The organism is Pseudonocardia sp. ICBG1142, from assembly GCF_020496255.1.
Lineage (GTDB): Bacteria > Actinomycetota > Actinomycetes > Mycobacteriales > Pseudonocardiaceae > Pseudonocardia.
The window spans coordinates 1-19335 of sequence record NZ_JAHLJC010000002.1 but is presented as its reverse complement, the minus strand read 5'-3'; the positions used below and the strand labels follow the sequence as shown (position 1 = coordinate 19335).

Genomic DNA, 19335 nt, shown 5'->3' with positions numbered 1-19335 from the left:
ACGGTGATTTTGCCACCGGCTACGTTACGGGCCCCCGGCGAGAAGATGTGCTTCTTGCCGGGGTCCAGATCGTAGTTCTTGACGAGTTCTGTGCCGCGCGCGTTCCAGCCCGCAACATAGTTGAACGTGTTCTAAGTCTGGCTCTCCGAGACCGCCGCGATCTGAATCAGTGGCATCGACTGCCGTCGACCCAGGAGCTCACCGCAGCGGTTCCGAGACTGGAACCCATTGAATCGCACGGGCCCCGTGAGTTCCACGGTCGCGAGCCAGGCTCCCAGCGGAGACTTCAGCGAGCCGCGCGCGAGCCTAATCGCGCCGCCACGGTAGTAGAACTCTCCGTCGTCGCGTAGCCGGTACCAGTGGCAAATGAACGCGTACTACGACCGCGTGGGTACGAACAAAGCGCCCGCAGACTTGCCGTCGAGGACCCGGAGACCGTTCTCCAGGGACCACCTCACGATCGCGGGACCCAGTGTCGCAAACATGTCAGGTTCGTACGGTGGCAGCGTGTCGGTTCCGACGAGGGGCTCGGTCATCAGGGTCTCTCCGGTGCGGTAGGGTGCTCTGACCTGGGACTTTGGCAGACGTGTGTGATGACCATCATGATTCGGGAACACGAGCGCCGGGTGCACCCCGTAGAACGCGGCGTCCTCGGTGACGGGGTCGGACTCGATCTCGGCGAGGACGTCCTCGCCGTCCCGCCAGGCGGCGCGGACGCCGCGGAACGCCGGGCCGTAGTCCAGGCCGCCTGCGGCGGCGGTGCCGTCGTAGAACGCGGCGGGGTCGAGCTCCTCGGCCCCGGGCGGCGGCCAGGCCGTGGCGACGGGTGCGGGGACGGTGCCAGTGCGCGGGGTCAGGGTGCCCTCGGCGTGGCCGGTCCAGTCGTCACCGGAGCCGGCCTCGCGGGCCCAGACCGACAGCGGGCGGCGTCCGCCGTCCGGGGCACCGACGCGGACCTGGATCTCGGCCGCCCCGCCGTCCGGGACGACCAGCGGCACGGCGAGGGTCAGCTCGCCGACCCGCTCGCAGCCGACGAGGTCACCGGCCCGCAGCGCCAGCTCGAGGAAGCCGGTGCCGGGGAACAGCACCGACCCGCCGACGACGTGGTCGGCCAGCCACGGCAGGGTCGCGGCCGACACCCGTCCGGTGAGCACGACCTCCTCGGAGCCGGCCATCGCGACCGACGCCCCGAGCAGCGGGTGCCCCGGGGACTCCAGGCCGAGCCCCGAGACGTCGCCGGGCCGGACGGTGGGTGCGGCGGCGGGCCAGTACCGCGCGCGGTCGAACGGGTAGGTCGGGAGCTCCACCGGCCGGGTGGCGCACCCGGCGAACCAGGCGGTCCAGTCGACGTCGGCGCCGGCGGTGTGGAGCCGGGCCAGCGCGGTCGCGGCGGTGCGGAGCTCGTCGTGGTCCCGCCGCAGGAGCGGGACGGCGACGGCGTCCGGCACCGTCGCGGGGACCAGCCCGGACAGCGCGGTGTCCGGACCGAGCTCCAGGAACGCGGTGGCTCCCGCGGCGGCCAGCGTGGCCAGGGCGTCGGAGAACCGGACGGTCCCGCGGGCGTGCCGGGACCAGTGGTCGGGCGCGCCGAGCTCGTCGGGGCCGGCGGGACCACCGGTCAGGGTGGACACCAGACCGATCCGCGGCTCGGTGAGCTCCAGCCCGGCGGCGACCGCGTCGAGGTCGTCGAGCACCGGGTCCATCCGTGCGGAGTGGAAGGCGTGCCCGACCCGCAGCGGGGTGGTCTCCCCCAGCCCGGCGACGACCTCGGCCACGGTGTCGGCGTCCCCGGACAGCACCACGGAGCCGGGCGCGTTCACCGCGGCCAGCGACACGCCGTCGCGCAGCGCGGCGAGGGCGTCGGCCTCGGTCGCCCGGACGGCGACCATCGTGCCACCCTCGGGCAGCGCGTCCATCAGCGCGCCGCGGGCGGTGACCAGGCGGGCGGCGTCGGGCAGCGACAGCATCCCGGCGACGTGGGCGGCGGTGATCTCGCCGACCGAGTGCCCCGCGACGTGCCGGGGCCGCACGCCGAGCGCGGTGACCAGCCGGAACGAGGCCACGCCGACCGCGAACAGGGCGGGCTGGGCGTAGCGGGTGCGTTCGAGCAGCGCGGGGTCCTCGCCCCAGAGCACCTCGCGCAGCGGCCGGTCGAGGTGGCGGTCCAGTTCGGCGGCACAGGCGTCGAAGGCGTCGGCGAAGACGTCGAAGCGGGCGTGCAGCTCGCGGCCCGCACCGAGCCGGACGCTGCCCTGCCCGGAGAACAGGACCGCGGTGCCCGGCTCCCCGGCGACGCCGCTGGCCAGCTCGATGAGACCGTCCGGGCCCGCGGCGAACACGGCGCGGTGCTCGTGCACCGCCCGGGTGGCGGCCAGCGCGGCGCCGATGTCGGACCGGGCGCCGGGGCCGGCCGGGTCGAGGGCGTGCAGCTGCGCGACCCGCTCCTGCAGGGAGCGCGCGCTGCGGGCGGAGACCGGCCACGGGACGAGCGCGTCCTCCGGCCCGGGGCGGGCCGGAGCCGGTTCCCCGGGCGGCGGCTCCTCCAGCACCACGTGGGCGTTGGTGCCGCTGATGCCGAACGAGGAGAGCCCGGCGCGGCGGGTGCGTCCGCCGGCTGGCCACGGGCGCGGCTCGGTGAGCAGCGCGATCCGGTCGGCCCAGTCCACCCGGCCGGTGGGTCGCTCGACGTGCAGGGTGCGGGGCAGCTCCCCGTGCCGCATCGCGAGGACGATCTTGAGCAGCCCGGCCATGCCGGCGGCGGCCTGGGTGTGGCCCATGTTCGACTTCACCGAGCCGAGCCGCAACGGCGCGTCGCGGTCGGCGCGGCCGTAGGTGGCCAGCAGTGCCTGCGCCTCGATCGGGTCGCCGAGTGCGGTGCCGGTGCCGTGCGCCTCGACGACGTCGACGTCGGCGGCGTCGAGCCCGGCCGCGGCGAGCGCGGCCCGGATGACCCGCTGCTGGGACGGCCCGTTCGGGGCGGTGAGCCCGTTGGAGGCGCCGTCGGAGTTGACCGCCGAGCCGCGGAGCACCGCGAGCACGGGATGGCCGTGCCGGCGGGCCTCGGAGAGCCGCTCCACGACGACCACGGCCGCGCCCTCGGACCAGGCGGTGCCGTCGGCGTCGTCGGAGAAGGCCTTCACGCGGCCGTCGGCGGCGAGCCCGCCCTGCCGGGAGAACCCGCCGAACGAGGTCGGGGTGGCCATCACGGTGACCCCGCCGACCAGGGCACGGTCGCACTCGCCGGCCCGCAGCGCCTGGGCGGCGAGGTGCAGCGCGACCAGCGCCGAGGAGCACGCGGTGTCGACGGTGACGGCGGGCCCCTCCAGCCCGAGCGCGTAGGACAGGCGCCCGGAGATGACGCTGGCGGCCAGCCCGGTGCCGGCGTGGCCCTCCAGGTCCTCTCGGGAGCCGAGGACGACGCGCTGGTAGTCCTGCCCGTTGGTGCCCACGAACACCCCGGTCCGGGATCCGCGCAGGCTCGTCGGTTCGGTGCCGGAGCGCTCCAGGGACTCCCAGGACGTCTCCAGCAGCAGCCGCTGCTGGGGGTCCATGGCGAGCGCCTCGCGCGGGGAGATGTCGAAGAACGCGGCGTCGAAGTCGGCGACGCCGTCGAGGAACCCGCCCCGGGCGGTCGCGCTGGCGCCGGGGCCGTCGCCGGCCAGCGCCGCGAGGTCCCAGCCGCGGTCGGTGGGGAACGGGCCGATCACGTCGCGGCCCTCGGTGAGGACGGTCCAGAGGTCCTCGGGCGAGGCGATGCCGCCGGGGAACCGGCAGGCCGCGCCGACGACGACGACCGGGTCGTTCCGGTCGTCCGGGCCGGCCACGGACGTGGTCGGGGCCGCGGCGTCATCGGCAGCGTCACCGGCCGGGTCGAGCTCGTCGAGCAGGTGCCGGGCCACCGCCCGCGGGGTGGGGTGGTCGAACACCAGCGCGGCGGGCACGGCGAGCCCGGTGACGGCGGCGAGCCGGTCGCGCAGCTCCACCGCGGTGAGCGAGTCGATCCCGAGGTCACGGAACGGGCGCTCGGCGGGGATCCGGTCGGTCCCGGTGTGGCCGAGCACGGCGGCGGCGGTGGCGCGCACCAGGTCCAGGACCGGCTCGATCCGGTCGGTGCCGCGCAGCCCGGACAGCCGGGCGCGCATCTCCCCGCCGGCCCGCTCGGTGTCCCGGCGGGCCGCGGCGGCCGCGTCCGCGGCGGCCCGGGCGCCGGGCAGCGCCGACAGCAGCGGCGACGGGCGCAGCGACAGCAGCGAGGTGAGCAGCTGCGGGCGGGCCAGCTCGGCGACCACCGGGGCGGCGGCCGGGCCGTCGGCCGAGCGCCACAGCGCGGACAGGGCCAGCGCCGGGTCGAGCGCGGTGGAGCCGGAGCGGCGACGGGCCCGGTCCGCGTCGTCGCCGGCGGCCATGCCGTCGCCGGCCCATGCCCCCCAGGCCACCGACACCGCCGGCAGGCCGTCGGCGCGGCGGGCCGCCGCGAGCGCGTCCAGGGCGGCGTTGGCTGCGGCGTAGTTGCCCTGGCCGGGGTTGCCGACCGCGCCGGCGACCGAGGAGAACAGGACGAACAGCGCGACCGGGTGGTCCCGGGTCAGCTCGTCGAGCAGCCGCGCGGCGGTGACCTTGGTCCGCCACACCGTGTCGAACCGGTCCGGGGTCAGGGAGTCGAGCGCGCCGTCGTCGAGGACACCCGCGGCGTGCACGACGCCGTCGACGGGGTGTGCGTCGAGCACGCGGGCCAGTGCGTCGCGGTCGGTGACGTCGGCGGCGACCAAGACCGGCTCGGCGCCGAGCGCGGTCAGCTCGGCGGACAGCTCGGCCGCTCCGGCGGCGTCGGGGCCGCGGCGGCCCAGCAGCACCAGCCGGCGGGTGCCGCGACGGGCGAGGTCACGGGCCACATGCGCGCCGAGCGCACCGGTGCCGCCGGTGACCAGGACGCAGCCGGGAGCCGGGGCCTCGGCGGTGGCGCCGACCGGGTAGGTGACCAGCCGCCGCCCCAGCACGCCGTTGTCGCGCACCGCGACCTGGTCCTCCTCACCCGCACCGGTGAGGACGGCGACGAGCCGGCGGGCGGCCCGGCCGTCGAGGTCGGCGGGCAGGTCGGCGAGCCCGGCCCAGCGGGTGGGGTGCTCGAGCGCCGCGACCCGGCCGAGCCCCCAGAGCGCGGCGCGCTCCGGGACCGGAGCGGGGTCGGCGCCACCGGTGCCGACGGCGCCGCGGGTGAGTGTCCACAGCGGCGCGTCGACACCGGCGTCGCCGAGGGCCTGGACGAGGGTGAGGGTGCCGGTGAGCGCGGTGTGCGCGTCGGGGTGCAGACCGAGCAGGGACACGAGGCGGTCCGCGCCGGCCCCGGCCGGGCCGACCAGGGCGGCCAGCGCGCCGCGGTCGGCGAGCGCCACGTCGTCGACGGCGACCGGCCCGGCCACCGTCGCACCGGCGTCGCGCAGCGCCGCGGCCACGGCGGCGGTGTCGGGATCGGTGCCGGGGTCGGCGGTCCGGGCGACCAGCAGGACCCGGCCCGGTCGCGCGGGGGCGGCGGGGGTGACCGGCTCCCAGGTCTCGCGGAACCGGACGGCGTCGACGGCGCCCTCGGCGCGGCGGCGGCGGCGCCAGGCCGACAGCGCCGGGACGACCGCGGAGACCGCGTCGTCGTCCAGGTCGAGGGTGGCGGCCAGCGACTCCAGGTCGCCCTGCTCGACAGCGGCCCAGAACGCGGACTCCCCCGGGTCGGCGCCGCTGGCGCGGGCGGCGGGGTCGAGCCAGTACCGGTCCCGGCGGAACGGGTAGACCGGCAGGTCCACCGGCCGGGCCCCGGTCCCGTCGAACCACGGGCCCCACCGCACGGGCCCGCCCGCCACGTGGAGCCGGGCGAGCGCGGTGGCGAGCGCGGTCTCCTCGTCCCGGTCGCGGCGCAGCGTCGGGACGATCCCGTCGGCCAACGGTGCCAGCACGGCGTCCGGACCGACCTCCAGCAGCGTGTCCGCCCCGGCGGCGCGCGCGGCGTCGACGACGTCGGCGAACCGCACCGTGGCCCGCACGTGCCGCACCCAGTACGCGGGGTCGGTGATCTCGTCCCCGGCGAGGGCACCGGCGGTCCCGGACAGCACCGGGATCCGCGGCGCGGACAGGCGCAGCCCGGCGACGACACCGGCGAACCGCTCCAGCACCGGCTCGACCAGCGGCGAGTGGAACGCGTGCGACACCGGCAGCCGGGTGCCCTCGACGCCGAGCCGGGCGCGGACCGCCTCGACGGCGGCGGCCTCGCCGGAGAGCACCACCGAACGAGGTCCGTTCACGGCGGCGACGTCGGCGAGTGCGGTCCCCTCGGCCGCCAGCGCGGCCCGGGCGGCGTCCTCGGTGACCCGCAGCGCCACCATCACGCCCCCCGCGGGCAGCTCCGCCATGAGCGTGGCGCGGGCGGTGACCAGGGCGGCGGCGTCGGCGAGCGAGAGCACACCCGCGACGTGGGCCGCGGTGATCTCGCCGACCGAGTGGCCGCCGACGGCGACCGGGCGGACCCCGAAGGACTCCAGCTGCCGGTACAGCGCGGTCTCCACCGCGAACAGCGCCGGCTGGGTGACCGCGGTGTCGGCCAGTGCGTCGGCGTCGGTGCCCCACATGACCTCGCGCACCCGGGGGTCGAGGACCGCCAGGGCCTCGTCGAGGGCCGCGGCGAACACCGGGAAGCGGGCGTGGAGCTCGCGACCCATCCCGGCCCGCTGGGCGCCCTGCCCGGAGAACAGCAGCGCCGGGCGCCCGCCGCCCGCGGTGCCGCGGGCGACCTCGACGGGTGCGGCCGCCCCGTCGCGGCCGGCCAGCAGCACGGCGCGCCGGTCCAGGCGGGTGCGGCGGGTGGCGAGGGTCAGGCCGGTGTCCAGCGGGTCGGTGCCCGCGGCGGTCACCCGGGCGGCGAGCGCGTCGAGGGTCTCGTCGTCGACGGCCGACAGCGGCCACGGCACGACCGCGGGCACCACGTCGGGGGCGGGCGCCACCTCGGGCGGTGTCTCCGGCAGCGTCTCCGGCGGGGCCTGCTCGACCAGGACGTGCGCGTTGGTCCCGGACAGCCCGAAGGAGGAGACGCCGATCCGGCGCGGACGCCCGGTCGAGGGCCACGGCGTGTGTCCGGTGAGCAGCGACACCGCGCCGTCGGCCCAGTCGACGTGCCCGGTGGGCGCGGCGACGTGCAGGGTGGCGGGAAGCTCGGCGTGCTGCAGCGCCAGCACCGACTTGATCATCCCGGCGACGCCGGCGGCGCCCTGGGTGTGGCCGAGGTTGGACTTCACGGTGCCGAGCAGCAGCGGGTGCTCGCGGTCCCGACCGTAGGTGGCGATCAGGGCCTGGGCCTCGATCGGGTCCCCGAGCACCGTCCCGGTGCCGTGTGCCTCGACGGCGTCGACCTCGGCCGGGGCGAGCCCGGCGTCGGCCAGGGCGGCGCGGATGACGCGCTGCTGGGCGGGCCTGTTGGGGGCGGTGAGCCCGTTGGAGGCGCCGTCGGAGTTGAGCGCGGTCCCGCGCAGCACGGCGAGCACCGGATGTCCGTGCGCGCGGGCGTCGGACAGCCGCTCCAGGACCAGCATGCCCGCACCCTCGGACCAGCCGGTGCCGGACGCGTCGTCGGAGAAGGCGCGGCAGCGACCGTCCGGGGACAGCCCGCCCTGGGCGTCGAACCCGACGAAGTTCATCGGCGTCGACATCACGGTGACGCCGCCGACGAGGGCGAGGGAGGTCTCGCCGCTGCGCAGCGACCGGACGGCGAGGTGCAGCGCGACCAGCGACGACGAGCAAGCCGTGTCGACGGTCAGCGAGGGCCCCTCCAGGCCGAAGGTGTACGACAGCCGCCCGGACATGACCGCGGCGGCCAGCCCGGTGCTGGCGTGTCCCTCGACGTCCTGGTCGGACTGCACGACCAGGTGCGTGTAGTCCTGGCCGTTGGTGCCGACCCAGACCCCGGTGGCGCTGCCGCGCAGTGAGGCCGCGTCGATGCCGGCCCGCTCCAGGGACTCCCAGGTGACCTCCAGCAGCTGGCGCTGCTGCGGGTCCATCGCGGTCGCCTCGCGCGGGGAGATCCCGAACACCGCGGGGTCGAAGGTGGTGGCGCAGTCGAGGAACCCACCACGGCCCTCGACCCCGGCCAGCGGGCCGTTGGCCCACCCGCGGTCGGTGGGGAACCCGGTGACGACGTCGCGGCCCTGTGCGAGCAGCTCCCACAGCTCCTCGGGCGAACGCACGCCGCCGGGGAAACGGCAGCCCATCCCGACGACGACGATTGGGTCCGCACCGTCCGCGGTACGGGTGACCGCGGCTGGCGTGACGGAGGTGGCGCCGAGGATCTCCTCGAGCAGCAGCGCGGCGACCGCACGTGGGGTCGGGTGGTCGAACACCAGCGTCGCGGGCAGGGTCAGCCCGGTCGCGGCGGCGAGGTGGTTGCGCAGCTCCAGCGCGGTGAGCGAGTCGACGCCCAGGCGGCGGAACTCGGCGTCGTCGGTGATCGCGGCGGGCGAGTCGTAGCCCAGGACCGCCGCGGCGGCGGCGCGGACCAGCGCGGTGAGCCGGTCGGCCCGGTCCTCGGGATCGAGTCCGGCGAGCCGGTCGGCCCAGTCGTGCGCGGTGCCGCCGCGGCCGTCGGCGGCGCGGCGGCGTCCGGTCCCGGCGAGCCCGCGCAGCAGCGCGGGCACCGCCCCGGTCGGTGCCGGCGCGGCGAGGGCGCGCGGCAGGACCGCGAGGACCGGCTCGTCGAGGCGCAGGGCCGCGTCGAACGCGGCGAGGCCCTGTTCGACGCTCAGCATCGGGGCGCCGGCCGCGGTGATCCGGCGGGTGTCGGCGAGTGTGGCGGTCATGCCCGCGTCCTGCGCCCAGGCTCCCCAGGCCAGTGAGACGGCGGGCAGGCCGTGTCCGCGGCGGTGCGCGGCGAGCGCGTCGAGGGCGCTGTTGGCGGCGGCGTAGTTGCCCTGGCCGGGGGCGCCGAGCATGCCCGAGACCGAGGAGTAGAGCACGAACGCGGCCGGGTCGAGGTCGGCGGTGAGCTCGTGCAGGTGCCAGGCGGCGTCGACCTTGGGGGCGAGCGCCGCGTCGAGGCGCTCCGGGGTGAGGGCGGCGACGACACCGTCGTCGAGGACGCCCGCGGCGTGCACCACCGCCGTGAGAGGGCGCTCCAGCCCGCCGATGACCGCGGCGAGCGCGGCCCGGTCGGCGACGTCGCACGCGTGCACGACGATCCGCACGCCCGCCTGCTCCAGCTCGGTGACGAGGTCGGCGGCGCCGGGGGCCCCGGCCCCGCGGCGGCTGAGCAGGGTGAGGTGGCGGGCCCCGCCCGCGACGAGGTGACGGGCGAGCTCGGCGCCGAGCCCGCCGGTGCCGACGGTCAGCAGGACGGTGCCCTCGGGGTCCCACGGCCGTCCGCTGCCGGAGCCCGCGGGAGCGGGTGCGGGGACCAGCCGCGGGGCGCGGACGGCCCCGTCCCGGACGGCGACGGCTGTCTCCCCCGCCGCGAGCAGCGCGGGCAGCCGCGGGAGCAGCGCGGCGGAGGCGGGGCTGTCGTCGGTGTCGACGAGCAGGATGCGGCCGGGGTTCTCGGTCTGGGCCGAGCGCAGGAGTCCGCAGGCAGCTGCGGCGGCCGGGTCGTCGCCGCCGGTGGCACCGTGGGTGCGGACCAGCAGGGCTCCCCCGCCGGCGCGGGTGTCGTCGCCGTCCGCGGCGAGGTGGGCCTGGACCGCCGCCAGCGCCCGCGCGGTGAGCGCGTGCACCCCGGCGGCGCCGGCAGAGGGGTCGCCGGTGAGGTCGAGCACGGTGGGATCGAGCACCGTGGGATCGAGCACCGTGGGATCGGGCACCGTCGGGCCGGCGGCGGGGAGCTCGACCGGCACCCAGTCGGTGCGCAGCAGCAGCCCCGCCGCGTCGTGCGCGGCGGTGGTCGCGGAGTCCGGGCGCGGCGCCGGGCCCAGCGTCACCGGGCCGGTGGTGAGCACCGCCGCGCCGGTGACGTCGGTGGCGGTCAGCCGTACCGCGGTGGCGGCTGTGGCGGTGCCGTCGGTGCCGGCGGCGCCGGCGGTGCGGTCCCGAGTGATGCGGACCCGCAGCACCGACGCGCCCGCGGCGTGCAGCCGCACGTCCCGCCAGGTGACGGGGGCCAGCGCGGTGGGGCCGTCGAGGACGACCGGGTGCAGCGCGGCCTCCAGCAGCGCCGGGTGCAGGCCCCAGGCGTCGCCGTCCTGCTCGGGCAGCGCGACCTCGGCGAACAGGTCGTCGTCGCGGCGCCAGACCGACCGCACACCGGCGAAGACGGGTGCGGCGGGCAGCCCGGCCGCGGCGAGCTCGTCGATGCCCGGGGCGAGGTCGGTGACGACGGTACCGGCCGGAGGCCACGCGGTGTCGGTGGTCGCGGCCGGGCCGGTGGTTCCGGGCGCGGCGAGGGTGCCGGTGGCGTGCCGGGTCCAGGGGCCCTCGGTGCCGTCGTCCGGGCGGGCGTGCAGGTGCAGCGGGCGGTGCCCGTCGGCGTCCGGCGGGCCGACGCGCAGCTGCAGCCGCATCGCGGTGCCCGCGGGCAGGTGCAGCGGCGGGTCGACGGTCAGCTCCGCCACGCCGGCGGCCCCGACGGTGTGCGCGGCGTGCAGCGCGAGCTCCAGCACGGCGGTGGCGGGGAGCAGCCCGGGACCGTCGGCCGAGGCCAGCCACGGGTGGGTGGCGGTCGACAACGACCCGGTGAGCAGCACCTCGTCGGACCCGGCGACGGTGGTGACCGCCCCCAGCAGCGGGTGCCCGGCCGGGGACACGCCGAGGCCGGCGGCGTCGGCGACCCGCACCGACACCTCGGGCCAGAACCGGCTGTGCGCGAACGCGTAGACCGGGAGGTCGACCGGCCGGGCGCCGGTGCCCTCGTGGACCGCCGCCCAGTCGACGGGGACCCCGGCGGTGTGCAGCCGGCCCAGGGCGGCCAGCAGCGCGGGCTCCTCGGCGCCGGTGCGGCGCAGGGTGGGCACCAGCTCGGCGGTGCCCGCGGCGCTCGCGGTGAGCGCACCGCTCGGCCCGGCCTCGACGAACACCCCGGCCCCGGCCGCGGCGAGCGCGGCCAGTCCGTCGGCGAAGCGGACGGTGCCGCGCAGGTGCCGCACCCAGTACTGCGGGTCGCACAGCTCGTCGCCGACGAGGCCACCGGTCAGGTTGGACACCACCGGCAGCGACGGCCGCCGGTAGGTCAGGCTCTCGGCGACCGACCGGAACCGGTCGAGGACCGGGTCCATCAGGGGCGAGTGGAACGCGTGCGAGACCGGCAGGCGGGTGTGCCGGAACCCGCCCGCGATCGCGACGACCTCGTCCTCCGCGCCGGACAGCACGACCGCGGACGGGCCGTTCACCGCGGCGATCGCCACCCCGGGGGTCAGCAGCGGTCGCACCTGGTCCTCGGTGGCCTCGACCGCGATCATGGCGCCGCCGCGCGGGAGCGCGGCCATCAGCGCGGCGCGGGCGGAGACCAGCCGGCAGGCATCGGCGAGCGGGAACACCCCCGCGACGTGTGCGGCGGCGATCTCGCCGACCGAGTGCCCACCGACCATGTCCGGGACGACACCGAGCGAGCCCAGCAGCCGGTACAGGGCCACGTGGAAGGCGAACAGCGCGGGCTGCGCCGACCCGGTGTCGTCGGAGACGGTGTCCAGGGCGTCGGCGGGCAGGCCGAGCTCGTCGAGCACCTCGGCGAGGGCGTCGGCGAAGACGGGGAAGCGCCGGGCCAGACCGGAGCCCATTCCGGCACGCTGCGAGCCCTGCCCGGAGAACAGCAGCGCCGTCCTGGGCCTGCCGGTGACCGTGCCGGTGCAGGTCCCGGGGGTGGGGGCGCCGTCCAGCCAGGCGGCGAGGGCGTCGCGGTCGGCGACGGCGAGCCGGTGCTCGAACGCGGTGCGGGTGGTGGCCAGGGCGCAGGCGACGTCGAGCGGGCGGACACCGGGCCGGGCGTCGAGGTGGTCGAGCAGCCGCCGGGCCTGCCCGGCCAGCGCCTCGGAGCTGCGCGCGGACAGCAGCCACGGCGGGGTGGCCGCGTCCGGGTGGCGGGGTGCGTCCTGCGCGGGGGGCTCGGGCTCGGGAGCCTGTTCGAGGATGAGGTGGGCGTTGGTGCCGCTCACCCCGAACGAGGAGACGGCGGCGCGCCGGGGCCGCCCGGTCTCCGGCCACGGTCGGGCCCGGTCGAGCAGCTGGATCCCCTCGGTCCACTCCACCCGGGTGCTGGGCCGGGTGACGTGCAGGGTCTGCGGGGCGACGCCGTGCCGGACGGCCTGCACCATCTTGATCACGCCGGCGACCCCGGCCGCGGCCTGGGCGTGGCCGAGGTTCGACTTGACCGAGCCGAGCAGCAGCGGGTGCTCGCGGTCGCGGCCGTAGGTGGCCAGCAGCGCGCCGGCCTCGATCGGGTCGCCGAGCACCGTGCCGGTGCCGTGCGCCTCGACGACGTCGACCTCGCCCGGCCCGAGACCGGCCCGCTCCAGCGCCGCGCGGATGACCCGCTGCTGGGCCCGCCCGCTGGGCGCGGTGAAGCCGTTGGAGGCGCCGTCGGAGTTGACCGCGGACCCGCGCAGCACCGCGAGCACCGGGTGCCCGTGCGCGACGGCGTCGGACAGCCGCTCCAGCAGGACGAGTCCGGCGCCCTCGGCCCAGCCGGTGCCGTCGGCGTCGTCGGAGAAGGAGCGGCAGCGTCCGTCGCGGGCCAGCCCGCCCTGGCGGCTGAACTCGACCAGTGAGCCGGGGGTGGCCATCACGTTGACGCCGCCGGCGAGCGCGAGACCGCACTCACCGGCCCGCAGCGCCTGCGCCGCCAGGTGCATCGACACCAGCGACGACGAGCAGGCGGTGTCCACGGTGACCGTGGGGCCCTCGAGGCCGAGCTCGTAGGACAGCCGCCCGGAGACGGCGCCGGCGGCGATGCCGGTACCGATGTCGCCGGTGGCGTCGTCCATCGAGCGGATGAGCAGGTGCGCGTAGTCCTGGCCGTTGGTGCCCACGTAGACGCCGGTGCGGCTGCCGCGCAGCGTGGACGGGTCCAGCCCGGCGCGTTCGACGGTCTCCCAGGCCAGCTCCAGCAGCAACCGCTGCTGCGGGTCCATGGTGACCGCCTCGCGCGGGGAGATCCCGAAGAAGCCGGGGTCGAAGTCGGCGACCCCGTCGAGGAACCCGCCCTGCAGGCTGACCTCGGTGCCGCGGTCGTCGACGGTCCCGGCGTGCAGGGCGTCGAGGTCCCAGTTGCGGTCGGTGGGGAACCCGCCCACGGCGTCGCGGCCGGAGTCGACGAGCTGCCAGAGCTCGTCCGGGTCGGTGACACCGCCCGGGAAGCGGCAGCCCATGGCGACGATCGCGACGGGCTCGTTCGACGCCGCCCGCAGGTCCCGGTTCTGCCGGCGGAGCCGCTCGGTCTCCTTGATCGATGCCCGCAGGGCGACGACGACCTTCTCCGAGGGGGTGCTCATCAGGTCAGCTCCATCAGTTCTGCGACGGGTCGGACAGGTCGTCGAGTGCGGCCCGTACCAGGTCGTCCACGGACATCGAGTCGATCTCGGGGTCGGTTCCGGAGCCGTCGGCCCCGGTCGGGGTGTGGCCGTTGCCATCGCCGTTGCCACTGCCGTTGCCATGGCCGTTGCCGTGGCCCCGGGGGTGGCCGTTGCCGTCGCCGTCGCCCGGGGGTCGACGTGACCGGGCGTGCCGTCGGCGGCCAGCGCGAGCAGGGCGTCGAGCAGCCCGGCGTCGCGCAACCGCTCCAGCGGGAGCCCGGTGAGGGCGGCCCGCACCGCCGTCTCGGCCGCGCCGTCGGCGCCCGGCACCGCGGTGCCGGACGTGTCGCCGGTCAGTCCGGCGAGCACGTGCTCGGCGAGTGCCTGCGGTGTCGGGTGGTCGAACACCAGCGTCGCGGGCAGCGTCAGGCCGGTCGCCGCCGAGAGCCGGTTGCGCATCTCGACGGTGGCCAGCGAGTCGAAGCCGAGGTCCCGGAAGGGCCGGTCGGCGCCGACCCCGTCGGCGTCGTCGCGGCCGAGCACGCCGGCCGCGATCTCGCGGACCGTCCGGAGCACCGCGTCGAGCCGGGCCGCCGCGGGCAGCGCCAGCACCTGCTCGCGCAGCGCGTCCACCGGCGGGGCTCCCGGGCCCGTGCCGCGCCCGGGGGCCGTGTCGGCGCCGGGCATGTCCCGCAGCAGCGCCGTGGCCCGGGGGCCGGGCGCCGCCGGCCCCTCCACCGCGACGACGACCGCGTTGTCGGCGCCCTCGGCGACGAGCTGGCGCAGCACGGTGCAGGCCCGGCCGGGGTCGAGCGCACCGAGCCCGGCCCGGCGGGCGTGCTCGGTCGCGTCGGCGCCCTGCGCCATGCCCCCGCCCGCCCAGGCACCCCAGGCGATCGAGGTGCCCGCGGCGCCGCGGGCCCGCCTGCGGGCGGCGAGCGCGTCGAGCACCGCGTTGGCCGCGGCGTAGTTGGCCTGGCCGGGGTTCCCGACCGCCGAGGACGCCGAGGAGAACAGCACGAAGGCGTCCAGGTCGCCGGTGAGCTCGTCGAGCAGCAGCGCCGGGGCGACCTTGGCGTGGAACACCTCGGTGAACCGGTCGGGGGTGAGCCGGTCGAGGACGCCGTCGTCGAGCACACCGGAGGCGTGGACGACCCCGGTGAGCGGGTGCTCGTCCGGGATCGCGGCGAGCACCGCGGCCAGCCGGTCGCGGTCCGCCGCGTCGCCGGCGACGACCTCGGCGTGCGCGCCGAGCCCGGCCAGCTCCGCGGTCAGCTCCGCGGCGCCCGGGGCGTCCGGGCCGCGGCGGCTCAGCAGCACCAGCCGGCGGGCACCGGCCCGGGCCAGGTCGCGGGCCACGTGCCCACCCAGTGCGCCGGTCCCGCCGGTGACCAGCACGGTCCCCCGCGGCTCCCACGTCGTGGCGGGACGCGGCGCGGGTGCGGGCAGCAGCCGCCGCCCGTACAGGCCGTGCGGGCGGACCGCGAGCTGGTCCTCGCCGTCCCGGCCGGTGAGCGCGGCGGCGAGGCCGCGCACGGTCCGGGCGTCGGTGGCGGGCCCGAGGTCGACCAGGCCGCCCCACCGGTCCGGGTACTCCATGGCCGCGACCCGGCCCAGGCCCCAGACGGCGGCGGCACCGAGGTCGTCCCCGACCGGGTCGTCGGCGGCGACCGAGACCGCGCCGCGGGTCAGCACCCACAGCGGTGCGGTGACCCCGGCGTCGCCCAGCCCCTGCAGCAGCGTCGTGACCCGGGCGGCCGCGGCCGGCCCACCGTGCGGGTCGGCCGGGCCGGGCAGGGCGAGGACACCGTGCAGGGTCGCGGCCTCGGTCGCGGCTCCGGTCGCGGCGACCAGCCGGGCCACCTCGGTGCGGTCCGCGTCCGCGGTGACCGAGGTCCACACCGGCTCGATCCCGGTGGCCGCGGCCAGGTCCGCGACCATCCCGGCGTCCGGGCCCGCGGGGTCCCCGACGACGAGCCAGGGCCCGCCGGGGACCGGGTCGCGGCCGGTCACCGGCCGCCAGCCGATCCGGTGCCGGACCGCGTCGAGCGCGTCGGCCTCCCGGCGGCGTTCCCGCCAGCCCAGCAGGCCGGGCAGGACCTCGGCGAGGGCGTCGGCGTCGACGTCGAGCTCGTCCGTGGCGTGGTCGCCGGAGAGCAGGTCCCACAGCTCGTCCCCGGCGCCGTCGTCCGGGCCGGGCCGGGCGGCCGATGCCGGGGTCGCCGCGGTGGTGCTCCAGTAGCGCTCGCGCTGGAACGGGTAGGTGGGCAGGTCGACGCGCCGGGCCGGGACCCCGGCGAAGACACCGGCCCAGTCGACGGCGGCGCCGCGCACGTGCAGCCGGGCGAGCGCGCCGAGCAGGGATTCCTCCTCGTCGTGGTCGCGGCGCAGCGCCGGGACCGCGACCGGGTCGGTGGCCGCGCCGGTGCCGAGCTCGCCGATCAGCGACGACAGCGACGCGTCCGGCCCGAGCTCGAGCACGGTGCGGGCACCGCGCGCGGCGAGGGTCGCGGCGGCGTCGGCGAACCGGACGGTGTCGCGGACGTGGGCCACCCAGTGGGCGGGGGTGTGCACCGGCCCGGTCCCGGTGCCGTCGGCGGTGACGACCGGGATGCGGGGCCGGTTCCAGGTCAGCGACGCGGCGACGGCGCCGAACTCCTCGAGCACCGGGTCCATCAGCGCCGAGTGGAACGCGTGGGACACGACCAGCTCGCGGTGCCGCCAGCGGCCGGCGACGGCGAGGACCGCCTCCCGGGGGCCGGCCAGCACGACCGACTCCGGACCGTTGACCGCGGCGACCGCGACGGTGTCCGCCGGGTCACCGGTGAGGTGCGCGCGCACCTCGTCCTCGCCGGCGCGGACCGCGACCATCGTGCCGCCGCGGGGCAGTGCCTGCATGAGCCGCGCCCGGGCCGAGACCAGGGTGCAGGCGTCGTCGAGGTCGAGCACGCCGGCCACGTGGGCGGCGACGAGCTCGCCGACCGAGTGCCCGGCCAGCAGGTCCGGGATGACCCCCCAGGACTCGACCAGCCGGTACAGCGCCACCCCGACCGCGAACAGCGCGGGCTGGGCGACGCCGGTCTCGGCGAGCGCGTCCGGGTCGTCGCCCCAGAGGGCGTCGCGGACGCCGTCGGGCATCCGGTCGAGGACCGCGTCGAACGCGTCGGCGAAGACCTCGAACCGGGCGTGCAGCTCGCGTCCGGCGCCGGGGCGCAGCGCGCCCTGGCCGGGGAAGACCATCGCGAGCCGGCCGGTGCGGGTGACCTCGCCGGACACGAGGTGCCGGGCCGGGGACCCGGTGGCCAGCGCGTCGAGGCCGGCGAGCAGTGCCCCGCGGTCGGCGGCGAGCACCACCGCGCGGTGCTCGAACGCGGCCCGCCCGGTCGCGGCGGAGAACGCGATGTCGGCCGGGACGGCGCCGTCGTGGGCGGCGACGGCGCGCAGCGCGGACGCGCGGGCCCGCAGCGCCGCGGGTGTGCGGGCCGAGACCGGCACCGGGAGCAGGGTGCGGGCCACCGGCGCCTCCGGGGCGGGTGCGGGAGGCTGTGGCTCGGCCTGTTCCAGCACGACGTGGGCGTTGGTGCCGCTGGCGCCGAACGAGGAGACCGCGGCCCGGCGGGGGCGGCCGGTCTCCGGCCATGCCTGCGGAGCGGGCACCAGCCGGACCGCGCCGGAGGACCAGTCCACCCGCGAGGTCGGGGTGTCCGCGTGCAGCGAGCCGGGCACGGTGCCGTGCTGCATCGCCATGACCGTCGCGATCACCCCGGCGACGCCGGAGGCCGCCTGGGTGTGGCCCAGGTGGGATTTCACCGCGCCGAGCAGCAGGGGATGCTCGCGCTCGCGGCCGTAGGTGGCCAGCAGCGCCTGGGCCTCGATCGGGTCGCCGAGCCGGGTGCCGGTGCCGTGGGTCTCCACGACGTCGACCTCGTGCGCGGCGAGCCCGGCCGCGGCCAGCGCGCGGGTGATCACGCGCTGCTGGGCGGGTCCGCTGGGGGCGGTGAGCCCGTTCGAGGCGCCGTCGGAGTTGATCGCCGAGCCGCGGACGAGGCCGAGCACACGGTGCCCGAGCCGGCGTGCGTCCGACAGCCGCTCGAGCACCAGCACACCGGCGCCCTCGGCCCAGGCGGTGCCGTCGGCCTCCTCGGCGAAGGGCTTGCAGCGCCCGTCCGGGGACAACGCGCCCTGGGTGCTGAACTCGACGAACCCGACCGGGGTCGACATCACGGTGACACCACCGGCCAGCGCCGCGGTGCACTCGCCGGTCCGCAGGGCCTGTGCCGCGAGGTGCAGCGAGACCAGCGACGACGAGCAGGCGGTGTCCACCGACACCGTCGGACCCTGCAGGCCCAGGGTGTAGGCGACCCGCCCGGACAGCAGGCTCGCCGACTGCGCGGTCTGCCACTCCTGGCCGTAGGTGTCGGCGGAGACGCGGTACTCGCCGCTGCCGCCGCCGATGAACACGCCGGTGTCGGAGCCGCGCAGCACCGACGGGTCGATGCCGGCCCGTTCCAGGGCCTCCCAGCAGGTCTCGAGCACGATCCGCTGCTGCGGGTCCATCACCACGGCCTCGCGCGGGGAGACGGAGAAGAAGTCCGCGTCGAACCCGGCGACGTCGTGCAGGAACCCGCCGCGGCGGGTGACACTGGCGAGACCGTCCAGGTCCCAGCCGCGGTCGGTGGGCATGTCGCCGGTCGCGTCGACGCCGTCGCGCACGAGCTCCCACAGGTCCTCCGGCGAGGTGACCCCGCCCGGGTACCGGCAGGCCATGCCGACGATCGCGATCGGCTCCCCCGCCGCCGCGGCGGCCGGTGCGGGCGCCGCCGCGGCGGCGACGGTCGCACCGCCGAGCTCCGCGAGCAGGTGCCGCGCCAGCTCGGCCGGGGTCGGGTGGTCGAACACGAGCGACGCGGGCAGTGCCAGCCCGGTCGCTGCGCCGAGCCGGTCCCGCAGGTCGACGGCGGTGAGCGAGTCGACGCCCAGGTCCCGGAACGGGACGTCACGGTCGACCGCGGCCGGGTCGTCGTGGCCCAGCACGCGGGCGGCGACGGCGCACACCATCTCGGTCAGCTCCGCGGCCCGGGCGCCCTCGGGGAGCTCGGCGAGGCGCGCCCGCAGCGCACCGTCGTCGCCGGCGCCCGGCCGGTCGGCGGGCGCGGCCTCGGGCAGCAGGGCCAGCAGCCCGTCCGGTCCGCCCTGGGCCAGGGTCGGCGCGAGCAGCTCCCAGGCCACGTCGGCGACGACCTCCTCCGGTCCGCCGCCGGCGACGGCGGCCGCCAGCGCGGCGAGCGCGGTGTCCGGCTCCAGCTCGGGCAGCCCGTGCAGCCGCAGGTGCGCGGCCACGTCGGCCGTCGACGAGCCCGTCCACGGCCCGAACGCGACGGCGGTGGCGGGCAGGTCGCGCGCCCGGCGGGCGCGGGCCAGCCCGGCGGCGCGGGCCCCGGCGGCGGCCTCGTCGGCCCGGCCGCGGACGTGCCAGGTGCCGGCGACCGAGCCCAGCATCACGAACGCGGTCAGCTCGTGGTCCGCGACGAGCGCGTCGAGCTCGGCGGGGGTCCAGCGGGCGTCCGGTCCCCCGCCGTGCACGACGGCGGTGACCTCCGCGGGCACACCGTCGCTGTGGCCGAGGACGGTCACCTCGGTCCCGGCGGGGTCGAACCCGGTGCCGGGCGCGTCGGTGAGCAGCAGTGCCCGCGCACCGGCGGCGGCCAGCGCCGTCAGCACCGGGGGTCGGTCCCGTCGGCGAGGACGGTCGCGCCGGTGACCCACCCGGTGGACCCGCCGGGCGCACCGCCCGGGACGCGGACCAGGCGCCGGCGTGCACCCGGCCGTCCCGCGACCGCGAGCTCGCCGGGGCCCGCCGTGCGCGGCAGGT

General features: G+C 77.9%; 1 protein-coding gene. It reads right to left on the bottom strand.

The features are described 5' to 3' along the window. Positions 1 to 377: 377 nt before the first annotated feature. A complete protein-coding gene (locus KPL59_RS00125; RefSeq protein ID WP_226359525.1) occupies positions 378 to 19184 on the bottom strand; it encodes a type I polyketide synthase in 18807 nt (6268 codons plus the stop codon). Positions 19185 to 19335 lie beyond the last annotated feature (151 nt).